This window comes from Reyranella sp. (genome assembly GCF_965227665.1).
GTDB lineage: Bacteria > Pseudomonadota > Alphaproteobacteria > Reyranellales > Reyranellaceae > Reyranella.
The window spans coordinates 2451434-2476337 of record NZ_OZ245767.1 but is presented as its reverse complement, the minus strand read 5'-3'; the positions used below and the strand labels follow the sequence as shown (position 1 = coordinate 2476337).

Genomic DNA, 24904 nt, shown 5'->3' with positions numbered 1-24904 from the left:
CAAACAGCCCGGGTAAAATGGGGCGCCCGCCGGCCGGGAATGTCGTCAAGGGGCGTCATAACCGAAACAAACGAAATAAACGAAACGAGCGAAAAGAAAAAAGTCCCCGCTGGCGATTCCGGGGGGCCGTCGAGGCGGTTCGGCGCCCTGTCGAGCCTCGAAATGTAATTGAACGGAAGGTGCAACGACTCCTTGCGCACGCTCCCTCGACATCGGAGAAATCCGAAGCTTGGGGGAGAGTGGATGCTGTCGATAAGAAAAATGCTGAAGCCAGTGGGATGGGTCATCGCCACTTGTGTCGTCTGCTGCCCGGCCGGTCCGGCCCTGGCCCAGGCCGGCGAGCCCACCAACATTCCCCTGAGCTTCCTGACGCAGAGCGGCGGCACGCAGCGCCTGGTCATCAATGTCGGCATCAACGGCGGCGCTCCCAAGCCCTACCTCTTCGATACCGGATCGGCGCTGTTCAACAGCGTCTACAACAAGGACTGGTGGCCGGGCCTCGCGCCCGATCCCTCGGCGCACAACGTCGCGACTACGCCCGGCCTGCCGCAGGGCATCCAGTACTGCTACGGCACCTCCAAGGAGTGCCGCGGCTACACCGGCAACATCGTCGCGGTCCCCGTCCTCAACTTCTATGCGAATTCCGAAAAGGGGACGCCGGTCGCGGCGACGCTGGCCGCCACGCCCGGCTACCAGATCAATGCCGTCTACGAGCATACGGATTCGAGCACGACCTACTTTCCGGAATACTGGTCGACGCCCGCGTGGACGCAGGATGGCACGCCGCCGATCGAAAGCACCCTGTTCGGCACCTTCGGCGCGGGCAACTTCGTCAGCACCAAGACCAGCAAGGTGGAACCCGGCACGAGCTACACGACGGGCGGCGTGCTCGGCCAGACGATCGTCGCGGGCGGCGTCGTCGCCCAAGGCTACGTAGTGGCGGCGAACGGGCAGAAGAACCCGACCTCGTCGGATAACGGCCCGCAGCAGGCCAATGGTCAGAGTGTACTGATCGGCGGCAAGCCCGACCGGGTTGCGATCACGGGCTGCAGCCCCTGCGTGACGGTGGGACTGACGCCGCAGATGCTGGGCCAGTTCATGCCGATCGGGCTGCCTGCCAACAATCCGACGGGCTCCGGCGTGGTGCCGTGGACGGATCCGGTGGGCCGGCTGTTCCCCAATCCCTATGGCGGCGCGCCCCAGACCAACGCCTCGACGGAGTTCGGCGCGAACTTCACGATGACGCTGACGAAGCCCGGCGACTCCCGGCCTTCGGTGGTGGAGACCAAGCCCGGGCTGCTCGACACCGGGACCCAGGATCTCACGCTGAACACCAAGCAGCCCGACGACGGTCTCAAGACCTACTATGACAATCTGGGCGCCTATTACGTGAACGCCGGCGTCAAACTCGACGTCACCGGCGCGAACGGCGCCGCCATCACCGGCCTGCCGACGACCTCGTCGATCCTGACCGCGCCGGGCGCGGAGAGCTTCAACACCTACAACGCCTCGATCGGCAAGAAAGACACGAACACCTTCGGCCTGTCCTTCTTCCTGGCCAATTCGGTGCTGTTCGATCTTTCGGACCGCCTCACGGGCTACACGCCGTTCTTCGTCACCAACCAGATGCTCGACACGACCGGCGGCCCGCTCATCGTCGACGGTTCGAACGTCCTGCTGGGACTGGCCGGTGCCGTCTCCGGCACCGGCGGCGTCACCATCAATGCCGGCGGTGGCGTGCAACTGAGCGCCACCAACACCTATACCGGGCCGACGACGATCGCTTCCAACGGCCAGCTCTACGTCACGGGGCCGGGCAGCATCGCGCTTTCCTCCGGCGTGGCGAACGACGGCATCTTCGACATCTCGCGCGCCTGGGCCCCGGTGGCGATCCAGACCCTGAGCGGGGCGGGGCAGGTGAGCCTGGGCGGCCAGAACCTGCGGATCACCAACGGCAGCAGCCTCTTCTCGGGCATCATCTCCGACCGCAACGACAATGCCCTCTTCGCCTATCCTGCCAGCGGCGGCAGCGTGACCGTGGCCGGCGGTGTCCAGATCCTGAGCGGCGCCAACACCTACACCGGCGGCACGACCGTGACGGGCGGGGCGACGCTCGGCATCTTCCACGACACCAGCCTGGGCACGGGCGGCCGCCTGACTCTCGACGGCGGCACGCTGGCGGCGATGGCGTCGCTCACATCGTCGCGAGCGGTGGAGCTCGGCGCCAAGGGCGGCGCGATCGACACGCGCGGCAACACGCTCACGCTGACGGGCCGCGTATCGGGGGCGGGCGGCCTCTACAAGCAGGGCGCGGGCCTGCTCGTCCTCTCCGGCATGCACGACTATCTCGGCGGCACGACGGTCAACGAGGGCGTCCTGCGGCTGGGCGCCGGCGCGTCGCTGCCCTCGACCGGCGCGCTGACCGTGAATGGCGGTGTCTTCGACCTCAACGGCAACAGCATCACGGTGGGCGCGCTCTCGGGCGCCGGCGGCACCATCGCACTGGGCAGCGGCACGCTGATCTCAGACGATGACGCCGCGACCGTGCTGGCCTCGGTCATCACCGGCGCCGGCGGCCTCACCAAATCGGGTGCGGGCTCGCTGAACCTCACCGGCATCAACACCTATACCGGCCCCACCCGCGTCACCAACGGCCGCCTCGCGGTGAACGGCAGCATCACCAGCGACGTCACCGTGGGCGCCGGCGGAACGCTGGGTGGCGCCGGGACCGTCTTCGGCTCGGTGACCAACGGCGGGGTGCTCGCGCCCGGCAACTCGATCGGCACGCTGACGGTCAACGGCGCGCTCGTCGTGAGCACCGGCAGCACCTACCAGGTCGAGGCCAACAGCCTGGCCCAAGCCGATCGCGTCAACGTCACGGGTGCGCCCGGCACGGCCACGCTCAACGGCGGGGCGGTGAGCGTGGTGGCGGTGCCAGGCGTCTATGCACCCTCCACGACCTACACCATCCTGAACGCGGCGGGTGGCGTTGCCGGCTCGTTTGCCGGTGCGTCCGTCAACCTGCCCTTCCTGCAGGTCTCTTTGAGCTACGATCCGGGCAATGTCTTCCTCACTTTGGCGCCGGGCGGCTTCGCCCGCGGCGCTGCGACCGCCAACCAAGCCGCCACCGGCGCCGTGCTGGATCGCAGCGTGGCCGGGGCAACGGGGGACTTCGCCACGGTGATCGGCACGCTCGCGGGCGTCAGCCTGCAACAGGGCCAGGCCGCCCTGGATGCGATCAGCGGCCAGAACTATTCCGGCTTCGCAACGGCGGGAATCGGCAACAGCCTCGGCTTCATGAACGTGCTGGGCCAGCAGATGAGCCTCGCGCGGGGCGGCGCCGGCGCCGGCACGCGCATGGCGCTGGCACAGGCCTGCGACGTCGCCTGCGACGACGATGCCGCGAGCCCGTGGAGCCTCTGGGGCAGCGTCGTGGGGGGCACGGGCAGCGTCGCCGGCACCGGCGGCGCGGCGACGCTCACCTACAACAGCGGCGGCGCCGCGGCCGGCATCGACTACCGCGTCGCGCCGAACCTGCTGCTGGGCCTGGGCGTGGGCTTTGCCAGCGGCAACCAGTGGCTGAGCGGGTTCAGCGGCCGCGCCACCACCGACTCCTACCAGGGCACGCTCTACGCCTCCTTCACGCAGTCGGGTTTCTACCTCGATGCGCTCGCGGGCTTGGGCTTCAGCAACAACTACATGACGCGCCAGATCCCGATTGCCGGCCTGCTCTCGCGAACCGCCTTTGGCCAGACCTCGGCCAACCAGTTTCTGGGCCAGGTCGAGGCGGGCTATGCGCTCGGCCTGCACGAGCCTTCCCGAGCCCGCGCCACGCCGTTCGCCCGTCTGCAGGGCATCACCAACAACCAGGCGGGCTTCGGTGAGTGGGGCGCCAGTTCGCTGAACCTCAACGTGGCGCAGCAGACGACCGGCTCGCTGCGCAGCACGATCGGGGTCGATCTCGAGGGCGCCTTCGATCTCGGTTGGCGCGACGCGCTGGCGCTGCAGCTGCGGCTGGGCTGGGCGCATGAATTTGCCGACACCGCGCGGCCGGTGACCGCGACCTTCGCGGGCGCCCCAGGCGCTGCTTTCACGGTCTATGGCGCCGCCCCGCAGCGCAATGCCGCCGTTCTCGGCCTCGCCGCCAGCACCGCCATCGCCCAGTCGACCAGCCTTTACCTGCGATACGACGGCGATGTCGGGACGGGCACCGACAACCATGGCCTCAGCGGCGGACTCCGGATGAGGTGGTGAGGCCGCGGGTCGCGCCTGCGGCTCAGCCGACGAACCGCAACCCCGGCACGTGCGAGGTGAGCCAGGGGCGCAGGCCCGACACTCGCGCGAAATACGAGGAGTCGCCGTAGCGGTCGCCGCCATTTGCGTTCACGCCGACGACCGCCCAGCCGGCCGGCGTCTGCATCCACAGCGAGCCGCCGCTGTCGCCCGAGCCCAGCAGCCCGTCGAGCCGGCCGGCGCCTTCGGTCTCGCGGCGCAGGGTGACGGACAACCAGTTGCCGCGGTCGCCGGTGCACGGCGGCGGCTGCACCCGGTCCATCGTCTCGTGGACGACGTTGGTGGCGGCGGCCTTGGCGCCCGAGGGTCCGTCATAGGCCTCGTTCTCGCCGATCGAACCGATGCCGCGCGCGCCGTAGCCGACCATCACCACGTCGGCACCCTGCTCGCGCGTGCCGCCATAGAGCAGCGGCGCCGGGCCGCCGCCGTTCATCGGCCCCGTGATGCGCAGCAGGACGACGTCGTAGCCGGTGGTCTCGTCGTTGTTGCCGTTGAACAGCGGATGGCGGATCTGGCGGTCGCCCTTGCACAGGGTGCCGTCGGGCGCGCGGAAGGTGAAGTCGAAGACCGAATCGTCCCGCGTGAACAGATGCGAGGCGCTGAGCACCCAGGCATTGCCACCGAAATTGCCGAGCCAGGTCGCCGAGCCGATGCCCCAGTCCTCGCCGCCATCGGTCGAGAGCGGGATGACGGGAGCGAACGGGCTCTGCTCGGCCAGCGCCTCGTGGGCGCGGAAGCCTTCGCTCTCGCGGCCCGGCCTTCCGCCCTCGGCGCGCCAGGTGCGGTCCAGCACGATGACGGCGCCGGCGGGTCGCGCGACGGGTAGGGCGGCGAGTCCGGCGAGGCCGGCGGCGAGCAGGGGACGGCGCGTGACAGTCATGTATCGAACACAGGATGGGCGGCGGCCGCGCGGCCGGTCAAGGGCGTCTTGAGCTGCATAATCGAAATAAACGAAATAAACGAAACAACTGAAACGAATGTCGCACCCCTGTGCCGACACCCGGATTCGGTCAATTCCCGAGGGCCAGCAGTGCCAGCACCGCCGCGACACCGGTCAGCAGCGGCGGCAGGGCGAGCGGCCAGGCGCGACGGTAGAGGGCGGCGTCGGAGGTCGAGAGCGCCAGGATGGCGGCGCCCATCGAGACGCGGATCGGCGACAGCATGGTGAGGTTGGCGGTGACGCTGTTCTGGACCGCGGCGATCCACGCCGGATCGAGGGCGAGGGCGCGGGCGAGTGCGGTCTCCATCGGCATCAGCATGGCGTTGGCCGCGGCGCCGCTGCCGGTCAGGAAACCGCCGACCGCGGCGAACAGCGGCACGCCCAGCGCCGCGCCGCGTCCCGCGACCGCCCGCAGCGCCTCGGCGATCGAGGTCGCCATGCCGGAACCGACATAGAATTCCGCCATCACCACGAAGGCCAAGGTCACGGCGCAGGCGCGCCAGGCGCCGCGCGCCGCTTCGGCGGCGACCTTGCCCAGCGGGGCGCGCGCCAGCAGCACCACGGCGAGGCCGATCGCCAGCAACCAGAAGCCCGGGGCGTAGAAGGGCGCGAAGGCCGGCTGGTTGTCGAACGGGCGCAGCGCCCACAAAGGCTTCAGCAGGTCACGCAGCGGCGTCACCAGGCGGGTGGCGCAGAGCGCCAGGGTCAGCGCCACATAGGGGGCGGCGGTGCGCAGCGTGGTGCGCAGGCGGGCGGCATCGGGCCGCTCGTCCCGCCAGAACCGCACGGCCAGCAGCAGGGCGGTCGGTGCGGCGGCGGCGATCTCGACGTCGCTGAAGCGGTTGGCGAGCCACACCAGGGCAAGCAGCGCCGCCGTCCACAGGAGGTCGTCGAGCTTCTGCAGTGCCGGTACCGCGACCCCGGCCTCGCGGGCGAAGCGCCAGTAGAGCAGGAGGTACAGCGCGTGGATCGGGACCTGCAGCACCGCCGAGCTGAGACCGAGCTGGCCGGGCGTCAGGCCGGCCAGGGTGGCGCCGACGGTGGTGCCGATGGCCAGCGCCCCCCACGGCACCAGCGACTGGCTGTAGAGGCCGAGCAGCAGGGCCGGCATCCCGCCGGTCCCCAGCCGCCGCAGCGCCGCCAGCGCGATGATGTAGCCCACGCCGAAGCCGGTGACCGATTCGGCGAAGGGCGCCAGCAGGAAGCAGACCGAGAACAGGCGGCGCGGCGAGGCCTCGAGCGTCCCGGCGCCCAAGGTTCCGCCACCGGCGCCGCTGCGCGCCAGGGTGGCGCGGTGGAAGAAGACGCCGGTGACGATGATGGCGATGACGTGCCACGACAGCCACAGGCCGGCCGGCACCTCGCGGCGGAACAGCAGCGCCACGGCGGCCGGGCCCTCCGCCTGAAGGACGAGCGTCGCCGAGGCGGCGAGGGTGGCCGCCAGCCCCGCCAGGCCCGCGACCAGCGCGCTGGCGCGGCCCGAGGCCAGCAGGCCGAGCACCAGGAGAAGGGGCAGGAGCGAGAGCAGCGTGGTCATGGCGGGGGTTCTATAACCTTCCCGCGCGCCGCAGGCTTCGGTCGGGGCCGAAAGGTGGCGCCAGAACGGGCAAAAACAGCGCCTTGCGCCCGCGCGCCCTTTCGCTTAAACCCGCCGCCACTGCCCCGATAGCTCAGCTGGTAGAGCACGTCATTCGTAATGATGGGGTCGGCGGTTCGATTCCGTCTCGGGGCACCATTTCCTTCATTGATCCATATTGATCAGGCGGTTGGGCGCGCGTTTCTGCTGCGTCGGCGAAAGCCTCAATCCGCGTCGCTTTTCTCCAGCCAGTCATGCTCCAGCAATCTCAGCCGGCTGGTGACGGAAAGCAGGAAGGCTGTCGACCAGCCGAACAGGATCAGCCCGTTGCCCGCCTCGATCGCACCAAACAGCCGCCAGTTGCCCTCGAGCACGACGTCCCCATAGCCCAGGGTCGTGAAGGTCACGGTCGAAAAATAGAGTGCCGTTTCGAAGTCTCCCACGGCGCCGATCGCCCAGAAAGCGGCCCCATAAAGCCAGATCTCGACCGAATGGATGGCCACCAGCCCCAGGACCACGAACAGGATGACGCCGAGCGGGACGAGGCGGTTTTCGTGGGCCCGGATGCGATGCGCCCTGTCCCGCAGCACCCACAAGAGGCCGAGCAGGCCGCCGAGATGGATGGCGACGGTAAGGCTGACCATGAAGGTCGCGAGCGCGAGGTTGGCAAACATGCGTTGTCGACAGTTCCCCGATGAATCCCTGGAAGAGCCAGGGTGAAAGGGGGTGACGGTAACGCCTCCGGACTGGTTCAGCCATGCGCCTGCAGCGATCAACCCACCGAAGTCTCGCACCGTCCCGCACCGCCCTGACACCGGTCAACGAACCGACGCGGATCCTTCATGGGCCGGCAACACGCCCGGCATATGGGTTTTCGCGTGGTGTCCCGGAGTCGTAGCATCCTCGACCAGCGCTGGCCGTCTCTCGCCTGCTGGACGATCGTCGCCGCCGTGCTGGCCGTGGCCGCGATCGGCCGTGAGCCGGCCTTGGCGATCTACCTCGCGAGCTTCGTCTATTACGGCCTCTACTGGTACGCCTTCTCCTGGGGCGTTCACTCGTTCGATGTCTTCAAGCGCGACGCGATGCTGCTCAAGGCCGTGTCGGTCGCCGCGCTCGCCTTCGTCTACCTGCAGGCGCCGCCCGACATGCTCTCGCTCGGCACGATCACCCTCGGCATTCTTCTCAACGCCCGCGCCGCCGCGGTGCTGGGGATCGACCGGACCTATTATGGCCACGAGCTGGCCGGCCTGGCCGCGTGGCGGGTTACGGCGTTTCCCTATTCGCTGATGTCCCATCCGATGATCGTCGGAAACGTGATGGCGTTCGGCGGCACCTTGCTCAACCCGGCCTTCCGTGCCGACTGGTGGCCACTCGCCACCCTGCACGTCGTCTTGAACCTCGCTTTGCTCGCGATGGAGCGGGCGGGACCGGGCCGCCGGCCGGCGATCCGGCTGGCAGGACTCCTCATCCTCGCGGTCACGGCGGCGGCCGCGACGGTCGCCGCGGGCCACGACATCGATTCGCGGCGCCTCAGCCAGGGAACCTCGTGACCGACATTCTCGACTCCACCGCCGCCGGCACGACGCGGGGCGCGGTCTCGTCCCTGTTTCCCGCCACGATCGGCCGCTTCGAGACCGCCGAAGACCGCGCCCTGATCGACGGCCTATCGCGCTGGGTCGAGGATCATTTCCGCGAGCAACTCGCCCAGCGGCCCTCCTGCCACGTCTACATCGAGACGCTTCCCGCCGAGATCGTCGCCTTGATCGATCGGCTGCGCGACAGCCCGGTCATCCGCGAGCTGATCGTGCGGCAGGTTCCGGCCGGCAGCGGCTTCGAGCCGATGAAGCACACCGACGAACTCTACATCTCGCACTACAACAAGGACCGCGGCGGCGACCAGGGCCTGTTCGACAGGCACTATGACGGCAACCTGCGATTTTTGTCGTCGAGCATGGTCGTGCGGGCGCTGATCTATCTCCAGTCCGATGCGAGCTACAAGGTGGTGTTCGGCGACAGCCGGGTCGAGAAAGCCTTCACCACCTATGAATTCGGCCTGCTCGACTTCCATCGCGAGCTGCATTGGGTCGAGGGCAATTACACGCCGGGCGGGCCGCAGCGCATCCTGCTCAAGTGCAACTACCTCGTGACAGCCCCGGGCGCTGCCGCCCGCGGCCGGTTCGCGCTCGCGGCCAACACGGCCGTCTTCTACCTCGTCAAGGCGGCCATGGAATATTCGAAGAGCCCGCGCACGCCGGCGCAGAAGGTCGTGGGCCATCTCTGCAACCTGTTCCGTCGCCTCAACATCGTGCATCCGCTGGTGCCGCTTGCGGCGATTGCCGCGGTAGCGATGGGCGTCGCCGGCCTCGTCCATTTCGTCGTCAACCTCTAGCGCCCCCTCTGATGCGAAGGAAAACGCCATGACCGGATTCTGGGACGAGTTGAAGGTCCAGCGATGGGACGATCATCGCTACTACCATCACAGCAAGGTCAACCAGTCGCTGCACCTGTTGAGCGCGACCAGCTTCCTGTTCGCCTATGTCGTGGCCTTCACCGATCCCGCGATGGCGGCGCTGATCGGCTGGCTGGTCGCGATGACGACACGCCAGATCGGCCACCTGTTCTTCGAGCCGCGCGGCTACGACGCCGTCAACCAGGCGACCGACGAATACAAGGAGGAGATCAAGGTCGGCTACAACATCAGGCGCAAGCTGGTCCTGCTCGCGATCTGGGCAGCGTCGCCGCTCCTGCTGGTTGTCGATCCCACCCTGCTGGGCGTCTTCACGCCGCACGCCGACTGGACCGAATTCATGACGCATGTCGGCGAGCTCTGGCTGGTCGTCGGACTGTCCGGCATCGCCTTTCGCGCGCTGCAGCTGTTCGTGACCAAGGACCTCCGGACTGGCGTGGTCTGGGTGACCAAGATCGCCACCGATCCGTTCCATGACATCAAGCTCTATCACCGTGCGCCGTGGGAGGTGCTGACTGGCCGCCACAGCCGCCACACGCCGGAGACCGTCGCGGCGCCCATCCTGCCGGATGAACTTCTGCCCGAGGTCATTCCCGAGCTGCCCACGGCCGTTGCCGAGGACGCCGTGGTGCCCGCCTCAAAGGGCGGCGTCTAGGGGCTGCGGCCCGACCAGCGACTCCTTGCGCCTCCGACCCGGTAAGCCCAGCAGGTGCGACGCCATCTCGCGCAGGATGCGCCGCTTGATCGCCCGGTCGGTGGCCAGCGCCCCCGGCTCCCACCAGCCGTCGCGCTGCATCGCTTCGGCCGCCGCGACGAAGCGGTCGGCCACCGCCTGGAACTGCTCCTCGGTGAAGTTGAGGCTGAAGATCAGGCGCCCCGTGCCCACCCAGCTCAGCGCAAGCCCATGGGCCTTGAGGTAGTACTGGAACATCCAGTGGTAGCGCGAGGCCGTGGGATAGCAGACCGTCCAGATCGACGAGAGGTGCCCGATGCGCACCGGCAGCTCTCGGTCGGCCAGCCGGCGGTTGAGATCGGCGGCGCGCCGGTCCCAGGTCTCGTCGAGGTCGCGATAGACCTGCTTCATCGCGGGCGAGTCGAGATGGAGCAGGAACTCGTTCATCGCGCCCATCACGTAGGGATGGGCATTGAAGGTGCCGCGTGCAAAGCAGATGTCGGCCGGGCGATCGTCCCGGAACCGCTTCATCAGCCGGTGATCGCCGCACACGACGCCGATCGGAAAGCCGCCGCCCACCGTCTTGCCATAGGTCACGAGGTCGGCTTCCACGCCGAAATACTCCTGCGCGCCACCGGCTGCGAGCCGGAAGCCCACGAACACTTCGTCGAGGATGAGAACGATGCCGCGCTCGGTGCAGACCTGGCGCAGGGCCTTCAGCCAGGCAGCATAGGTTTCGCGGCTGACGCCGCGGTCCGGCCGGCTGGCGATCAGCGTGGAATCCGCCGGCGCGCCCTGATTGGGGTGCATCGCCTGGATCGGGTTGACCAGCACGCAGGCGATGTCGGCGCGGCGGCGCAGCACGGCGAGGCTCTTCTCCGAGAGATCCGCCAAGGTGTAGGTATCATGCGCGGCGACCGGATTGCCGACGCCGGGCTGCACGTCGCCCCACCAGCCATTGTAGGCGCCGCAGAAGCGCACGAGGTGGGAGCGGCCGGTGTGGTAGCGCGCCAGCCGCACGGCCTGCATCACCGCTTCCGTGCCCGACATGTGGAACGACACTTCCGGCTTGCCGGAAATCAGGGCGAGCCGCCGGGCGTTGTCGGCCACGAGATCGGGATAGGCCCCGAGAACGGGGCCAAGGTCCGCGACGCGTCGCGCGCCGCGTTCCATGCAGCCCTTGTAGAAATCGTAGCCCAGCAGGTTGACGCCGTAGGAGCCGCTGAGGTCGTAGCGCGCCGTGCCGTCGAGGTCGGTGACCTGAACGCCCTCGGAGGAGGCCACGAAGGCGCCCGCCGGCAGCGCCGCGCGCACCCGCGGGCTGAACTGGAAGGGGACGCGGTAGCTTTCGGTGAACTGCAGGTCGGAGATGTGGCGCGTCGCCTCCGAGGTCACCCGCAGCGTGCGGCCGGGTCCCGAGCGCAGAGTCTCTGCCAGAACCTCGAAGCCTGCGCGCCGGCGGGCGGCGACGGCCTCGCTGGCCTCGTCGGCGCGGAAGAACAGGTCGTCCCCATAGACATAACGCGGCACCAGACCGGCGATGCGCCGCGAGAGGCGCGCATGGCCGGCGAGGGAGCGGTGCTTGGCCCGCGAGAGCTGCAGGCGGTCGCGCAACCGGGGAGCCAGCAGTCCCAGCGCCAGTCCTCCGGCCACCAGCGCCGCGACGGTCTCGCCATCCATCAGGTTCATCATCCAGCTTCCCCGGGGTTCTCGACGTGGCCAAAAGCGTTCATTCGCAACTGCTGAAAATCCTCCAGCAGGAGGACATCAATTTCCTGCTGACCAACCGCATCCCGCGAAGGCTCGCGACGCGCTGGATGGGCTGGTTCAGCCGCATCGAGAGCCCGGCCCTGACCCGTGCTTCGATCGCGGTCTGGCGCCTGTTTGCCGATCTCGATCTCACCGAGTCGAAGAAGGCGTCGTTCAGGAGCCTGCGCGACTGCTTCACGCGCGCGCTGCGCGCCGGCGCCCGGCCGCTCGACGACGATCCCGCAACGCTGGTCAGTCCGTGCGACGGGATCGTGGGCGCATGCGGCACCGTTCGGGGGACCGAACTGTTCCAGGCCAAGGGCTTCCCCTACCGGCTGGAGGATCTGCTGATCGATCCGCAGCTGGTCGAGACCTACCGCGACGGCACCTATGTCACGCTGCGGCTCACCTCGAGCATGTACCATCGCTTCCATGCGCCGCACGACGCCACGGTCGAGCGCGTGACCTACGTGTCGGGCGACACCTGGAACGTGAACCCGATCGCTCTGAAGCGCGTCGAGCGCCTGTTCTGCCGCAACGAGCGCGCCGTACTGCGGCTTCGCCTCGCCTCGGGCGGCCATCCCGTGACGCTGGTGCCGGTCGCGGCGATCCTGGTCGCCAGCATCCGCCTGCACTTCCTCGATGTCGTGATGAACATGAACTATCGCGGCGCGGCCGACATCGCCTGTTCGACGCGCGTTCGACGCGGCGACGAGCTGGGCTGGTTCGAGCACGGGTCCACGATCATCGTGTTCGCGCCGCGCGGCTTTCGCCTGTGCGACGGCATCGCCGACGGCACGAAGATCCGGATGGGCCAACGCCTGATGGTTCTGCCCTGATGCGACCGGGGGACGGGAGGCGGACACTCCCTTTCCAGTGCAACAGTCTCGTTGCCGTCTCGTGAGGCCGGCATGTCATTTCGATGACCGGCCCCTCCGGCGTGGTCCCGCTTCATGCTAGGAAGGGCCATGCCTGACAAACAGGAAACTCCGACCTTCTTCGCCGTTGCCCAGCAGATCCAGGACGCGCTGAATCATGTCGAGGCCGTTGCCGAGAAACCGGATGGACGGCAGTCCGACCTGCTCTTGCAGGCGGTCGCCCATCTCCGGGCGGGAGACCATTCCCGGGCCCAGGACGCCGCATTCCAGGCCTGCCGCCGCTCGTTGTCCCGGGGCAGGTCGACGATGGTCGCCCTGGGCGGCGGCTCGGCGGTGACACTGGCCGACATAAGGACCGACCTCTATCGGCTCCTCGCCGAGGCCCCGCCCTGGATGCTCGACGCGCTGCTCTGATCGGAAGGGAACCTTTGCCTCGACTCGCGCGTTAACAACGGTGCCGGGAGGGGCGCCAGCGGAGTTCAATGCCGATCTATACAGACATCGTCCCGCTAGAGCGGGTCGTGGTCATCGTCGCCCGTGGCTTGGTGAGCGCCGACGAAATCGCCGATACCACCCGCAAGATCGTCGACGCGAACGTGCCGGGATACGCGAAGATCATCGACGTTACGGGCTCGGCCTCGAACCTGACCCGGGATCAGGTGAATGCCATGGCCGCGAAGCTCCGGGGCGGGCCGGATACAGGCGCGCGGGGACCGGTCGCCTTCGTCGTGGATCCCTCACGCAACGGATTCGCCGACAGCTTCGCCGAAGCGACCGGGACAGATCGGCCCATACGACTCTTTAGGAGCCTCCATGAGGCGAGGAAGTGGTTGAAGGGGAATCTTCCCGCGTCACCCGTGCGCGCCGCTGATCAGCGGCCCCGATAGCCGGGAGGGCCGGGGGCTCAGCACCAAGGAGCACAGTTCACTGCTTGGCGCTTGCTCTTGAGATGAGCGAGACCAGGTCGTCGACGGTCACGAGCCTGTCGGCATCGGCGTCGGCGATCTCGATGCCAAACAAATCCTCAACCGCCATCACAAGCTCGACGAAATCGAGGCTTGTCGCGCCGAGGTCGGCTACCAGGGCGGCGCTGCCGGTGGCCCGGTCGGGCGGGATACCCAGGATCGAGCCGACGATGTCGCGCACCTGCGCCGGGAGGATGTCGAGTCCGGGCGAACGGGGAGAGGCGGTTTCGGTGGCGGGGTTCATGGGGTGACCTCGATGGTGGTTTCAGCGGAGCGGCGAACCCTGGACAGAAGCCTCACCCCGGCGGTGGACCGGGAGGGGGCTGGTGCGGGGGCGGCATGGGAGGCGGTGGCTGTCGCGTCGAACCGGGCGGAGGTTCGGGCGGAGCCTTGTTGGGCGGCCTTGGGATGCTTGCCATGGCGCAGGTTCCTCCTTGCCGGTGATCGCAGTGCCGCGACGGTCTGCGAATGTCAGGTCGGGTGCGTACGCGGCAACGCGTACGAGATGACGAGGACAGCGATGGTCGCGGGAAGAAGAAAAGGCGAATCGTACCAGTGACTCATGAGTGCTCCTCGGTGAGGGCGGGAGCACATGCCTCTCTCAGCCACTGCGCGCCGGATACTCGAACAATGGTGCGTCTTCCTACACCATTGGGGACGGAGCGTCACGGAGGGATCGGGTTGGATCACGCGAGACCGGAGATGCCGGAGCCAAAACGGGCGCCCGCCGCGAATGCATGCCCGGCCCTCGCGTTCAACGCAGGAACTTCCTGAAGCGCAGCAGCGACAGGTAGAAGAACACGCCGCCAATGGCGAGCAGGGCCGCGAATTGCGGCCAGGCCACCTCGATCCCGGCGCCGCGGAACAGGATGGACTGCGCCAGGATGACGAAGTGGGTGTTGGGCGCCGCGAGCATCAGGTCCTGGATGAGCGGTGGCATGCTCTCGCGCGGCGTCGTGGCGCCGGAGAGGATCTGCAGCGGGATCAGCACGAGCATCAGCAGCATGCCGAACTGGGGCATCGATCCCGCCAGGGTCGCGAGGAAGATGCCCATGCAGGTCGTCGCCAGAAGCTGCAACGCCGCGCCAGCCATGAACAGCGCGATCGATCCCTCGATCGGGACGCCGAGCAGGCCCTGCACGACGGCGACCAGCGACAGGCCCGACGCCACCAGCACGATCAGACCCATCGACCAGATCTTGCTCAGCATCAGTTCGGCCGGCGTCACCGGCATGACCAGCAGGTGCTCGACGGTGCCATGCTCTCGTTCGCGGATCAGGGCGGTGCCGGTCAGGATGATCGACAACATGGTGATCATCGAGATGACGTTGGTCACCGAGCCGAACCAGCTCTTGTTGAGCTGCTGGTTGAAGCGGGTCCTGAGCGTCAATTCGACAGGCAGGATGGTCTTCCCACGATACCGCTTCAGGAACTCCGCGACTTCGGCCGACACGATCGACTGGATGTAGCCGCTGCCGGTGAAAGCCTGGGAGACGCGCGTCGCATCGACGTTGAGCTGGATCTCCGGCGAACGGCCGGCGAGCAGGTCCTGCTGGAAGCGCGGCGGGATGTCGAGGGCGAAGGTGTCGATGCCGGCATCCATGCGGCGGTCCATCTCGGCGTGGGAGATGAGCGCGGGCGGCATGAAATACGGCGGATAGAACGCACCGATGATGCGCGCGGCCACCGGCGAGCGGTCCTCATCGACGACCGCCAGCACGGCGCGGTTCAGCGTCTCGGGCATGGCCCGCGACGCGGTATAGATCGATACGGTGAAGGCATAGAGGATGAGCGCGATCAGCATCGGATCGCGCGCGACGCTGCGCAGCTCCTTGACGCCGAGCTGCAGGACGTTCGCGACGCGCATCTCAGGCCTCCTGCTTCTTCAGCAAAGCGATTCCGAGGAGGAGCAGCACGGGCACGGCGATCAGCAGCGGCCAGAAGGCGCCGCCCAGCTGCTCGAAGCCCAGCCCCTTCGAGAAGGTGCCGCGCGCGATCGTCATGAAGTAGGTGGCGGGATAGATCCGGCCGATGACCGCGCCGGCTCCCTGCAACGAGGAGACCGGGTCGATCAGGCCGGAATACTGCACGGCAGGAATGAGGGTAAGCAGGGTCGTGCCGAACAGCGCGGCGATTTGGCTCTTCATGAAGGTCGAGACGACGAGCCCCAGGGCCGTCGTTATGGTGACGTAGAGCAGGGCGGCGGCCGAGAGGGTGAGGAAGCTGCCCTTGAAGGGCACACCGAACACGAACACCGCGAAGGCGGCGAGGAGCAGGAAGTTCGCCATCGCAAGAACGATGTAGGGCAGCTGCTTGCCCAGCAGGAATTCGGTGCGCGTGGTGGGCGTGACGTAGAAGTTCACGATCGAGCCCAGCTCCTTCTCGCGCACGACGCTCAGCACGGTGAGCATCGACGGAATCATCATCAGGAGCAGCGGGATGATCGCCGGTACGATGGCCACCAGGCTGCGTACATCGGGATTGTAGCGATAGCGGATGACCAGCTGGAAATCGCCGGTTGCTGCGGCGCGGCCGTAGAGCTGACGCGACTTCTCCGCCAGCCAGGCGGCGTGCATGCCCTGGACGTAGCCCCTCACCGTCTCGGCCCGGGTCGGCATGGCGCCGTCGATCCAGGCGCCGACTTCGACCGGTCGCCCGTGCGCCACGTCGCGTGCGAAGCCCGGCGGAATCTCGATGACGAGGCTGAGCTTGCCCTCGCGCATGCGGCGGTCGAGCTCGGCATGATTGGCGACGGGCGGCTCCTCGGTGAAATAGCGAGATCCCGCGATCTGCAGCGCATAGTCCCGGCTGAGCCCGGTGTCATCGCGATCGAGCACCGCGAAGGACAGGTTCTCGACGTCGAGATTGACGCCGTAGCCGATGACGAACATCAGGATGATGCTGCCGGCCAGCGCCAGCGTCAGGCGGATCGGGTCGCGTCGCAGTTCGAGCGACTCCAGGCGCGCATAGGCCAGCAGCCGCCTGATGTCGAAGTATGGCGAGGAGCGCACGGCGGCCGCGGCCGCGGGCTCGGGTGCAGCGGGTGTTGTGGGTGCTGCGGCCGGGGGCTGCGATTTTCCAGCCGCTTCCTCGAGATACCCCGTGAACGCCTCGTCGAGGCTCTGGGCCTTGCGCCGGGCGACGATGAGCGCGGGCGTGTCGCTGGTCAGGACGCGGCCTGCATGCATCAGCGAGATGCGGTCGCAGCGCTCGGCCTCGTTCATGAAATGCGTCGAAACGAAAATGGTGACGCCGTCGCGCCGCGAGAGATCGACCAGAATCTGCCAGAAGGCGTCTCTGGCAACCGGATCGACGCCCGAGGTCGGTTCATCGAGGATCAGGATCTCGGGCGCGTGCACCATGGCCACGGCCAGCGACAGGCGCTGGCGCATGCCGAGCGGCAGGTCGTCGGGCCAGGCATCCATGGACTGGGCGAGTTCGAAACGGTCCGCCATCTCCTCGACGCGCTGCGGGATGAGCTTCGGATCGAGGGCGAACAGGCGCGCATGGAGCTCGAGGTTCTGCCGGACGGTGAGCTCGGAATAGAGCGAGAAGGACTGGCTCATGTAGCCGACGCGGCGTCGGACTTCGGTGTCGTTCGCGTCGACTACTTGCCCGAACAGCCGCGCGGTGCCCTCGGTCGCCGGCAGGAGGCCGGTGAGCACCTTCATGGTGGTGGTCTTGCCGCAGCCGTTTGAGCCCAGGAAGCCGAAAATCTCGCCGCGGCGGATGCGGAAGTTCACGTTGTCGACGGCGGTGAAGTCGCCGAACCGGACGGTGAGGTTTTCCGCCTCGATCGCGATTTCCGTATTCTTGCCGTCGGCCAGGGGCGGAATGACGACGGCCCGGTGGTCACGCCTCTTCTCCTCCGGCAGCAGGGCGATGAAGGCCTCGTCGAGCGTGGCGGTGCCGGTGCGGGCGCGCAGTTCAGCGGGCGTGCCCGTGGCCAGAATCCGCCCCGCATCCATCGCGATCAGCCCGTCGAAGCGGGCCGCCTCTTCCATGTAGGCGGTGGCCACCAGTACGCTCATGCCGGCGCGCTCACCGCGGATGCGGTCGATCAGCTCCCAGAACTGCTGGCGCGACAGCGGGTCCACGCCGGTCGTGGGCTCGTCCAGGATCAGTAGGTCCGGATCGTGGATCAGGGCGCAGCACAGGCTGAGCTTCTGCTTCATGCCGCCGGACAGCTTGGCCGCCGGCCGGCCGGCGAAGGCTTCGAGGCCGGTGCTCGCGAGCAGGGCGGCGATACGGCGCTCGCGCTCCGCCCGCGAACTGCCGAACAGGCGGCCGAAGAAATCGATGTTCTCGAACACCGACAGGGTCGGATAGAGGTTCCGGCCGAGACCTTGCGGCATGTAGGCAATGCGGGGGCCGACCGCGCGGCGATGGGCGGCGCTCGCCATGTCGCCACCCAGCACCGTGACCTTGCCCTCCTGGATGATGCGGACGCCGGCGATCAGAGACATCAGGCTGGACTTGCCCACCCCATCGGGCCCGATCAATCCGATGATGCGGTTGGAGGCGATCTCCAGCGAGACCGAGTCGAGCGCGCGGGTGGCGCCATAGGCGTGGCTGACCTTCTCGAGCTGTGCGACCGGCGCAGCCGTCATTGGGTCACCAGTTGCAGCCGGGTCGGCCATTCCGCGGCGGGGTCGAGACGCACATAGGCGAGGCCGGGAAGGCCCGTCTTGACCTGTTCGATGTATTTGCGGAGCAGGTCTTCCGCGATCTGGGCCTTGACGCGGAACATCAGCTTCTGCCGTTCTTCAGTCGTCTCGACCGTTTTCGGCGTGAACTGGGCGACGTTGGACACGAAGCTGATGCGGGCGGGAATGACATATTGCGGCCAGGCATCGAGCACGAGCCGTGCCTCGGCCCCGATTGCCAGCCGGCCGGCCTGGGCCGTGGGCAGGAAGAACGTCATGTAGACGTCGCCCAGGTCGACGAGGTTGAGCACGCGGCCGCCGGCGGCCAGCACCTCGCCCGGCTGGGCGACGCGATACTGTACGCGCCCGTCGCGCGGCGAGGTGAGCGTGCTGTCTTCGATATCCGCCTTGATCGTGTCGATCGCCGCGCGCGCCGCGTCGACCGCCGCCTCGGCGTCGACCACATGGGCTCGGGCCGCGCTCAGGCCGGCTTCGGCGGCGGCGAACTGCGCCTTGGCGGCATTGACGGCCGCGTCGGCACCTCCGGCGCTCGCGCGATGGTCGTCCAGCACCTGCTGCGAGATCGTGTTGGTCATGACCAGCTTTTCCGACCGTTGCAGGCGCCGGGTCGCGGCGTCGAGCTCGGCCTCGCGCTGGGCGATGATGGCGAGGGCGGCCTTGCGGTCCGCCTCGCGCTGGGTGACCAGGCTGTTCGCGGTCTCGACGCCGATGACCGCGCGCTTGAGTTCGGCTTCCGCCTGTCGGCGGCGGGCCTCAAGCTGATCTGTGTTCATGCGGACGAGCACTTCGCCGGCTTTGACGAAGTCGCCCTCGCGGACAAGGATTTCCTTGATGCGCCCCGGAATCTTGGCGGCGATGTCGATCTCGGTGGCTTCGATCCGGCCGTTGCCGCTCACGATCCCGGCGGGCAGATCGGAGACGGCGTATCGCTGCCAGGCCCAGAACCCGAGCGCCGCCGCGGCGATCGCTACGCCCATCAACAGCCACGAACGCCTCGACTTAGACATCGCTCACTCCTTCAAACCGGGTGATCCTCCATCCTTGAATTCGGCAGCGAGCCCGCCGGCGTTTCTCGCCGGTCTTCTCGATAGCGATTAGACGAGGCAGGCTCGTCGGTAATTGATACAGGTCAATGTCCGTGGGCGGCCGGCCTTGCGCGCAGACCTCGATCACGGAAGAATCGCGGACCATTCAACCGGTGTCCGAAGGAACCTGAGACAAATGCAGTTCGATGACGTGATTCTCGGTCGCCGGAGCATCCGCGGTTACAAGCCCGATCCGGTGCCCCGCGCGCTGATCGAGGAGATCATCGCTCTGGCCATGCGTGCGCCATCGTCGATGAACACCCAGCCCTGGAACTTCTACGTCATCACCGGCGAACCGCTGGACCGCATCCGCGCGGGCAACACCGAGCGGATGGTGGCGGGGGTGCCGCAGTCGCGCGAATTCCGTACGGGACAGCCCTTCGCCGGTCCGCACCGGGACCGCCAGGTCGGCGTCGCCAAGCAGTTGTTCGCTGCCATGGGGATCGCGCGCGACGACAAGGAGATGCGCCAGGACTGGGTGCTGCGGGGCTTCCGCCAGTTCGACGCGCCGGTCTGTATCATCGTGACCTACGACCGCGTGCTGGACGGGAGCGACGACACGCCGTTCGATTGCGGCGCCGTCACGACGGCGCTGGTCAATGCCGCCTGGTCGCGCGGGCTCGGGGCCGTGATCAACAGCCAGGGCATCATGCAGTCGCCCGTGGTGCGCGAGCATGCCGGCATTGCCGACGACCAGGTGATCATGAAGAGCATCGCGCTCGGCTGGCCGGACGAGACCTTCCCGGCAAACGCGGTCGTGTCCGAACGCAAGCCCGTCGGTGAAGCCACGGTGTTCGTCGGCTTCCGCGACTAGGCGCGCCCTCGGGCGCTGGCGGGCGGTCGAGGTTCGATGTTGCGCGCCGCGCTTTTACGCGGCACCGTCGCAGCATGCTCCGTGTCGCCAGCATCCTCCTGCCCCTCGCTCTTCTCACCGCCTGTGACGGCTTCCGGGTCGGCCGCGACAACCCGCAGCCTTCGCCCGGCTGGGTGGGCCACACCGTGACCGACTTCGCGACCCGCAATCCATCGGCCCGGCAGATCTACGGGCAGGATGCGGTGTACGTGTTCGAGAAGAGTCCGGGCTACGGCAAGTGTGAGGTCATCCTCAAGACCGACGGCCGCTTCATTACCGACGTGGTTGACCTCTGTGCCCCCGGCTCGCTCTGGCTGGCGCCTCCGTCGCATCGGGCGGACGCGCCGGAGGTCAAAGAAGTTCGGTGATGTAGGCGGCGATCCTGGGGAAGGTCTCCAGCAGCCAGCTGACTTCCAGGGGCGCCAGCACCAGCAGTTTCACCACCGTCTCGGTACGGACGGATCGTCATGCGAGGGCGGGCCGGCCGCCGAATGCATCTCCCGGCCCGAGCCGGTGACGGTTTCGTCCCAGTTCAACGTCGACCTTGCCCTCCGCAATCAGGTACAGCGACGTCACGTTCTCCCCGCGCCTGACAATGTATTCGCCCGGTCCGTAGGTCCGGGTCCCGACCGAGGGCAGCAGGTTGATGATGGTGCTGGCGTCGATGCCGGCAAAGATCGGCATGCGCGCGATCAGCCCGCCGGTTACGACGAAATTCTGCCGCGCGATGATGTTCGCAAAAGCCGTGGCGACGATTCCGGCCGGCAGGGCCAGCATCAGCAGGCCGACGACCATGGTGAGGGCCCCCACGATGCGGCCCCAGATGGTCACCGGCACCACGTCGCCGTAGCCGACGGTCGTCACGGTGGCGATGGCCCACCACATCGAGTCGGGAATCGATCCGAACTTGTCCGGCTGCGCCTTGTGTTCCAGGACGTAGAGGAAGCCGGCGGAGATCAGGACCACGGATGCGAGGATCAGGAGGCAGGCCGCCAGCGCGTGACGCTCGGCGCGCACCGCCTCCACCAGGGAATGGAAGCCGGGCGAGTAGCGCGCGAACTTGAAGAAGCGCAGCAGGCGGAGCAGGACGATCACGCGCAGGTCGACATCCATCAGTTCGCTCAGGACGAAGGGCGCGACGGCGAGGAGATCGATCAGCCCTTCCACGCTCAGAATCCAGCGCAGTCGTGACCGCCAGCCCGGCTCGCCGCTCCTGAAGGTTTCGTCGGGGGCGATCCAGATCCGGAGCAGGTATTCGGCGGCGAAGATGAACAGGGAGACGTTCTCGATCGCATTGAAAGAGGCGCCGTAGGCGGCGTCGAGGTCCGCCACGGTGCTGAGGACCGACGTCGCGACGTTCAGGAGGATCAGCGCAAACAGCGTGTAGCGGACGAGCAGGACGGCGCCGTCCTTGCGGCCGTGTCCGCCCAGCATTTGCGAAACTCGCCGCCTCAGACTCAATGCGCCCACCCTTGCTGCCCGGCTGCCGACATTGCTCAGGGCAGCTTACTCGGCGCTTACGCCGACGCGGCAGCAGGGGCGGGGCCCGTCAGAGATTCTGGAGTTTGTTCTCGACGCCGAGAATGTGGCGCCCGACCATCTCGACATGGCCCATCATGGCCTGCAGATGCTGGCTGGCGCTCATGGCGTCGCGGAAGCGGCGCTCGAACGGGGCCGAGTCGAGGATCGCCGTGGTTCCCGCGGCGCGATAGGCGGCGATCGAGACGTCGGTCGCCTCGTTCATGCCGTGTGTCGTCGCAAGCCGCAGCCGCATGCGGCGGTCGACGTCGAGTGTGCCATTGGCGGCCGCTTCGTAGACCTGGGTCACCTCAGCGTGCAGGTAGGCGCGGGCGGCCGACAGGCGGGCCTCGAGCAGGGCGATTTCGCGCTGGACCGCATTGTTGGCCGACATGGCGTTGATCGAGGCGCGGCTGTGCTTGCCGCGCGCAAGGTCGATGTAGGCTTCGAGCATCCGTTGCGCGACGCCGAGCGTCACGCTGCAGAAGCCGCTGGCATAGAGCAGCGTCGACATGATCGTGTAGAGCGGACCGGGCTCGCGCCGCTCCTCCAGCGCATCGCGCGCCGGCGCCCGGGCGTCGGGAATGAACAGATCCTCGACCGTGTAGGTGTCGCTACCGGTGCCGCGCAGGCCCAGCACGAACCAGTCGTCGACGATCTTCGCCTCGCTGCGCTTGAAGACGAAGCTGCGGTCGTCGGGCCGGCCGTAGCGATGATGCGGCGTGCCGTCGGGATTCTGCACGGCGCTGTGGGCGCCCATCCAGGTCGTGTGCCGGCCGCCGCTGGCGAAGCTCCAGGTGCCGCTCAGCCGGTAGCCGCCCTCGACCCGGATCGCCCGGCTCGCACCGTTGCGTGCGCCCCAGGCGAGTCCCACGCCGGGATCACCGAACAAGGCAGTCGCCGTCTCGGGCGGCAGGGCGGCGGCGGAAGTCGCCGAGGAGACGTTCGACTGGTTCACGAACCAGGCGGCGCTGGCGTCGGCCCAGGCGATGGCCTCGACGGTCCGGCAGAAGTCGAGAAGGGGCAGTTCCTGCCCGCCCAGGCTTCGGGGCAAGAGCAGTCGCAGCATGTCCTGGCCGATCAGCGCGTCCACCACTTCCGGAACGAGATCGCTGCGGCGGTCCATCTCCGCGCCGTATCGGTCGAGCATCGGCTGCAGGGCGCGCGCCCGCTCCGGGGCGCTGAGGGTGGGGGCCGGCTGAACGAGCGTGTCCATGGAATCCTCGGGGCTGCGTCGTGCGTCTGCTCTCGCGCCCATACTGGACCGCCCCTACACGTGGTCAATCGATCGGCCGGGAATGCCACTACCCAGCGAAAGGGGCTTATGCGGCGATGTCGGCGGCAACGCGCCGATCGCGCGCGACCGCCGTCGCGATGGCGGAGGGTCCGTCGAACTCCAGGGGGATTTGGGCGAGGCGGGCCTGGGTCTGCACCGATCTGTCGCCGCGCAATCCCACCAGTGCGGTCGTCAGCCGCTTCGCCACCGCCGCAGGGGTCGCCGCCGGAGCGAACACGCCGAAGCTGATCGTGTAGGCGAGCTTCTTGTCTCCCACCAGTTCGGCCAGGGTCGGCACGTCCGGCAGCTGCGGCGAGCGGCGGGCACCCGAGGTCGCGAGCACGCGCAGCTTGGTGCGATTGCGGGCATTGTGCAGCAGTGCGGTCCGCGTATCGACGACCGCAATGTCGGCGCGACGCGTCAGCAGCAGGTCGACTGCGGCATGGGTGCCCGTGACCTCGATCGGCTCGAAGGAGAGCTTCAGGCGGCGTTCTGCCAGCGCCAGCAGGAGGCCGATGGTCGAATCGGCCCCCATCGTCGCGGCCTTGAGGCGGTTGGCGCGCGCCGCGGCGAGCAGGCCCGGCCAGTCCCTTATATCCGACAGCTCGTTCACCACGAGTGCCGTCGAGAAGCCGCGCGTCACCTTGGCGATCGGCTGCAGCCGCGACAGCAAGGGTTCGGCCGGCGTCTCCTGCAGCACCAGGTTCAGGATTTCGGCGATCAGCAGCACGCGCCCATCGGGCTCGGCGTCGATCACCTGCAGGGCGGCCCGGCGTCCGGCCTGGCCCAGCGTATAGTCGAACTCGACCGGCTCATTGAGCGCGGCCGAAAACCCGTCCTGGATCAGCTGGGCACAGAGGTCGGTGGGGTTGCCGACGCCGAAGCCGCAGATCAGGCGGACCGCCTCCGTCGCGGCATCGGCCCTGCTGCCGACCAACGCGGTTGCGGCCATTGCCGCCGTTCCTCGCAGCGCGTCGCGTCGGGCCAGCTTCATGCGCAGATGATACGTCAATGCGCCAGCGCGGTCTCGCTGGCCGGGTCGCCGGCGATGCGGCTGTGCCACATGATGCGCTTCTGGGTCATGTCCCAGGGTGTCGCCTGGTGCAGCAGGCAGCGATTGTCCCATAGCACGGCGTCGCCCGGCGCCCAGTCGTGATGATAGACGCGCGGCGGCTGGCAGGCGAAGTCGATCAGCTCCTGCAGCAAGCGTTCGGACTCCGTCGGGTCCATGCCGGGAATGGCGTGGGCATGGCGGCCGATCAGCAGCGACTTTCGGCCGGTCTCGGGATGGGTCTTCACCAGCGGCCGCAGCGGCACCGGGCCGTCGTGCAACCCGTAGCCGCTATATTCGCCGTCGGCCGTCTTCGTCGCGTGGCCGAGCTTCGACTGGCTGTAGTGCAGCGAGTGCCGGGCCTGCAGCGTCTCGACGCGCGCCTTCATAGCTTCGTCGAGCGCGTCGTAGGCCGCGCGCATGTCGGCAAAGCCGGTCTGGCCGCCGATGCCGGGAACCACCTCGGCGCTGAACACCGCGCCCTTGGCCTGGACCGGCATGTAGGTGCTGTCGGCGTGCCAGCCCATGTTGCCCTTCAGGATCTTCATCATGTCGTCGTTGTCGCTCTCGACCCGCAGGCTACCGTCGGGCCGCACGTTGCTGATCGCGGCCATCTCGAACTCGAGCGGCCCGAAGCGCCTAGCAAACGTGATCTGCTGCTCGCGCGTCAGGTGCTGGCCGGGGAAAACGAGGAGTGCATGGTCGAGCCAGGCCGCGTGAAGGTCGCGGCAGGCGGCATCGTCGAGGTCGGCGAGCCTGAGGCCGGTGACGATGGCGCCGAAGGTGGCGTCGAGCGGGGCGATGTCGAAGGCGCGTGCCATGCGAATCCTCCTGGTCGTTTTCGCCAGTCTAGCGCACTCCTCCCAAAAGAGAACGGCCGGGCAATGCCCGGCCGTTCGTGCCTTCCGATTCG

The 24904-nt window shown here is 67.9% G+C and carries 21 protein-coding genes and 1 tRNA gene; 10 read left to right on the top strand and 12 right to left on the bottom strand.

Going from position 1 to position 24904, the window contains the following annotated elements; all coding sequences use genetic code 11:
- Positions 1-261: 261 nt before the first annotated feature.
- Positions 262-4254 (top strand): autotransporter outer membrane beta-barrel domain-containing protein, encoded by a 3993-nt coding sequence (locus ACO07I_RS12040; RefSeq protein WP_422017572.1) that lies wholly within the window; start codon positions 262-264, stop codon positions 4252-4254.
- A gap of 22 nt (positions 4255-4276) precedes the next feature.
- Here ACO07I_RS12040 and ACO07I_RS12035 read toward each other — a convergent pair whose 3' ends face one another.
- Together ACO07I_RS12035 and ACO07I_RS12030 are read right to left on the bottom strand one after the other, a co-directional pair.
- Complete coding sequence (locus ACO07I_RS12035; RefSeq protein ID WP_422017570.1) at positions 4277-5173, bottom strand: trypsin-like serine protease; 897 nt, start codon at positions 5171-5173, stop codon at positions 4277-4279.
- Positions 5174-5303: 130 nt separating this feature from the next.
- Positions 5304-6770 (bottom strand): L-lactate permease, encoded by a 1467-nt coding sequence (locus ACO07I_RS12030; RefSeq protein ID WP_422017568.1) that lies wholly within the window; start codon positions 6768-6770, stop codon positions 5304-5306.
- A gap of 122 nt (positions 6771-6892) precedes the next feature.
- Between ACO07I_RS12030 and ACO07I_RS12025 the strand changes: the two genes are divergently transcribed.
- Positions 6893-6968: transfer RNA gene (locus tag ACO07I_RS12025), tRNA-Thr, on the top strand.
- 65 nt (positions 6969-7033) lie between these two features.
- Here ACO07I_RS12025 and ACO07I_RS12020 read toward each other — a convergent pair.
- Positions 7034-7483 (bottom strand): potassium channel family protein, encoded by a 450-nt coding sequence (locus ACO07I_RS12020; protein ID WP_422017566.1) that lies wholly within the window; start codon positions 7481-7483, stop codon positions 7034-7036.
- A gap of 207 nt (positions 7484-7690) precedes the next feature.
- On the opposite strand from ACO07I_RS12020, the gene ACO07I_RS12015 reads away from it, so the two are divergent.
- From ACO07I_RS12015 to ACO07I_RS12005, 3 genes are read left to right on the top strand one after another with little or no spacing between them, the layout of a single operon-like run.
- Positions 7691-8359, top strand: coding sequence for a methyltransferase (locus ACO07I_RS12015; RefSeq protein ID WP_422017564.1), 669 nt, complete (start codon positions 7691-7693; stop codon positions 8357-8359).
- Positions 8356-9198, top strand: coding sequence for a hypothetical protein (locus ACO07I_RS12010; RefSeq protein WP_422017562.1), 843 nt, complete (start codon positions 8356-8358; stop codon positions 9196-9198). Before ACO07I_RS12015 ends, ACO07I_RS12010 begins: the two co-directional genes overlap by 4 nt.
- A gap of 28 nt (positions 9199-9226) precedes the next feature.
- Positions 9227-9931: a hypothetical protein gene (locus tag ACO07I_RS12005; RefSeq protein WP_422017560.1), complete on the top strand. Its 705-nt coding sequence runs from the start codon at positions 9227-9229 to the stop codon at positions 9929-9931.
- Here the strand turns inward: ACO07I_RS12005 and ACO07I_RS12000 are convergent.
- The gene (locus ACO07I_RS12000) at positions 9914-11638 is read right to left on the bottom strand and encodes an aminotransferase class III-fold pyridoxal phosphate-dependent enzyme (protein WP_422018233.1); all 1725 of its coding nucleotides are present in this window, start codon (positions 11636-11638) and stop codon (positions 9914-9916) included. The two genes, ACO07I_RS12005 and ACO07I_RS12000, sit on opposite strands and share 18 nt — an antisense overlap.
- 26 nt (positions 11639-11664) lie before the next feature.
- On the opposite strand from ACO07I_RS12000, the gene asd reads away from it, so the two are divergent.
- From asd to ACO07I_RS11985, 3 genes are all read left to right on the top strand, one after another.
- Positions 11665-12537: an archaetidylserine decarboxylase gene (asd, locus tag ACO07I_RS11995; protein ID WP_422017558.1), complete on the top strand. Its 873-nt coding sequence runs from the start codon at positions 11665-11667 to the stop codon at positions 12535-12537.
- A gap of 129 nt (positions 12538-12666) precedes the next feature.
- Positions 12667-12990: a hypothetical protein gene (locus ACO07I_RS11990; protein WP_422017556.1), complete on the top strand. Its 324-nt coding sequence runs from the start codon at positions 12667-12669 to the stop codon at positions 12988-12990.
- A 68-nt stretch (positions 12991-13058) separates the two neighbouring features.
- Positions 13059-13463, top strand: a complete 405-nt coding sequence (locus ACO07I_RS11985; protein ID WP_422017554.1) for a hypothetical protein — start codon at positions 13059-13061, stop codon at positions 13461-13463.
- A 37-nt stretch (positions 13464-13500) separates the two neighbouring features.
- On the opposite strand, the gene ACO07I_RS11980 is transcribed toward ACO07I_RS11985, so the two are convergent.
- The 4 genes from ACO07I_RS11980 to ACO07I_RS11965 all read right to left on the bottom strand — a co-directional run bounded on the left by ACO07I_RS11980 (position 13501) and on the right by ACO07I_RS11965 (position 19215).
- The gene (locus ACO07I_RS11980; protein ID WP_422017552.1) at positions 13501-13785 is read right to left on the bottom strand and encodes an acyl carrier protein; all 285 of its coding nucleotides are present in this window, start codon (positions 13783-13785) and stop codon (positions 13501-13503) included.
- A gap of 510 nt (positions 13786-14295) precedes the next feature.
- Positions 14296-15408, bottom strand: coding sequence for an ABC transporter permease (locus ACO07I_RS11975; protein ID WP_422017550.1), 1113 nt, complete (start codon positions 15406-15408; stop codon positions 14296-14298).
- Position 15409: 1 nt separating this feature from the next.
- A complete protein-coding gene (rbbA, locus tag ACO07I_RS11970; protein WP_422017548.1) occupies positions 15410-18151 on the bottom strand; it encodes a ribosome-associated ATPase/putative transporter RbbA in 2742 nt (913 codons plus the stop codon).
- The gene (locus ACO07I_RS11965) at positions 18148-19215 is read right to left on the bottom strand and encodes an HlyD family secretion protein (RefSeq protein ID WP_422017546.1); all 1068 of its coding nucleotides are present in this window, start codon (positions 19213-19215) and stop codon (positions 18148-18150) included. The genes rbbA and ACO07I_RS11965 overlap by 4 nt, the downstream gene beginning before the upstream one ends.
- Positions 19216-19429: 214 nt before the next feature.
- Here ACO07I_RS11965 and ACO07I_RS11960 point away from each other — a divergent pair, with 214 nt between their 5' ends.
- On the top strand, positions 19430-20107 hold the full coding sequence (locus ACO07I_RS11960; protein WP_422017544.1) for a nitroreductase: 678 nt from the start codon (positions 19430-19432) through the stop codon (positions 20105-20107).
- Positions 20108-20181: 74 nt separating this feature from the next.
- Positions 20182-20514: a hypothetical protein gene (locus ACO07I_RS11955; RefSeq protein WP_422017542.1), complete on the top strand. Its 333-nt coding sequence runs from the start codon at positions 20182-20184 to the stop codon at positions 20512-20514.
- 97 nt (positions 20515-20611) lie between these two features.
- Here ACO07I_RS11955 and ACO07I_RS11950 read toward each other — a convergent pair whose 3' ends face one another.
- The 4 genes from ACO07I_RS11950 to ACO07I_RS11935 all read right to left on the bottom strand — a co-directional run bounded on the left by ACO07I_RS11950 (position 20612) and on the right by ACO07I_RS11935 (position 24812).
- Entirely contained in the window at positions 20612-21580 is a 969-nt protein-coding gene (locus ACO07I_RS11950) for a cyclic nucleotide-gated ion channel (RefSeq protein WP_422017540.1), read from the bottom strand.
- A gap of 115 nt (positions 21581-21695) precedes the next feature.
- The gene (locus ACO07I_RS11945) at positions 21696-22880 is read right to left on the bottom strand and encodes an acyl-CoA dehydrogenase family protein (RefSeq protein WP_422017538.1); all 1185 of its coding nucleotides are present in this window, start codon (positions 22878-22880) and stop codon (positions 21696-21698) included.
- Positions 22881-22986: 106 nt separating this feature from the next.
- Positions 22987-23934, bottom strand: coding sequence for a Bug family tripartite tricarboxylate transporter substrate binding protein (locus tag ACO07I_RS11940; protein ID WP_422017536.1), 948 nt, complete (start codon positions 23932-23934; stop codon positions 22987-22989).
- Positions 23935-23948: 14 nt separating this feature from the next.
- The gene (locus ACO07I_RS11935; protein ID WP_422017534.1) at positions 23949-24812 is read right to left on the bottom strand and encodes a TauD/TfdA dioxygenase family protein; all 864 of its coding nucleotides are present in this window, start codon (positions 24810-24812) and stop codon (positions 23949-23951) included.
- Positions 24813-24904 lie beyond the last annotated feature (92 nt).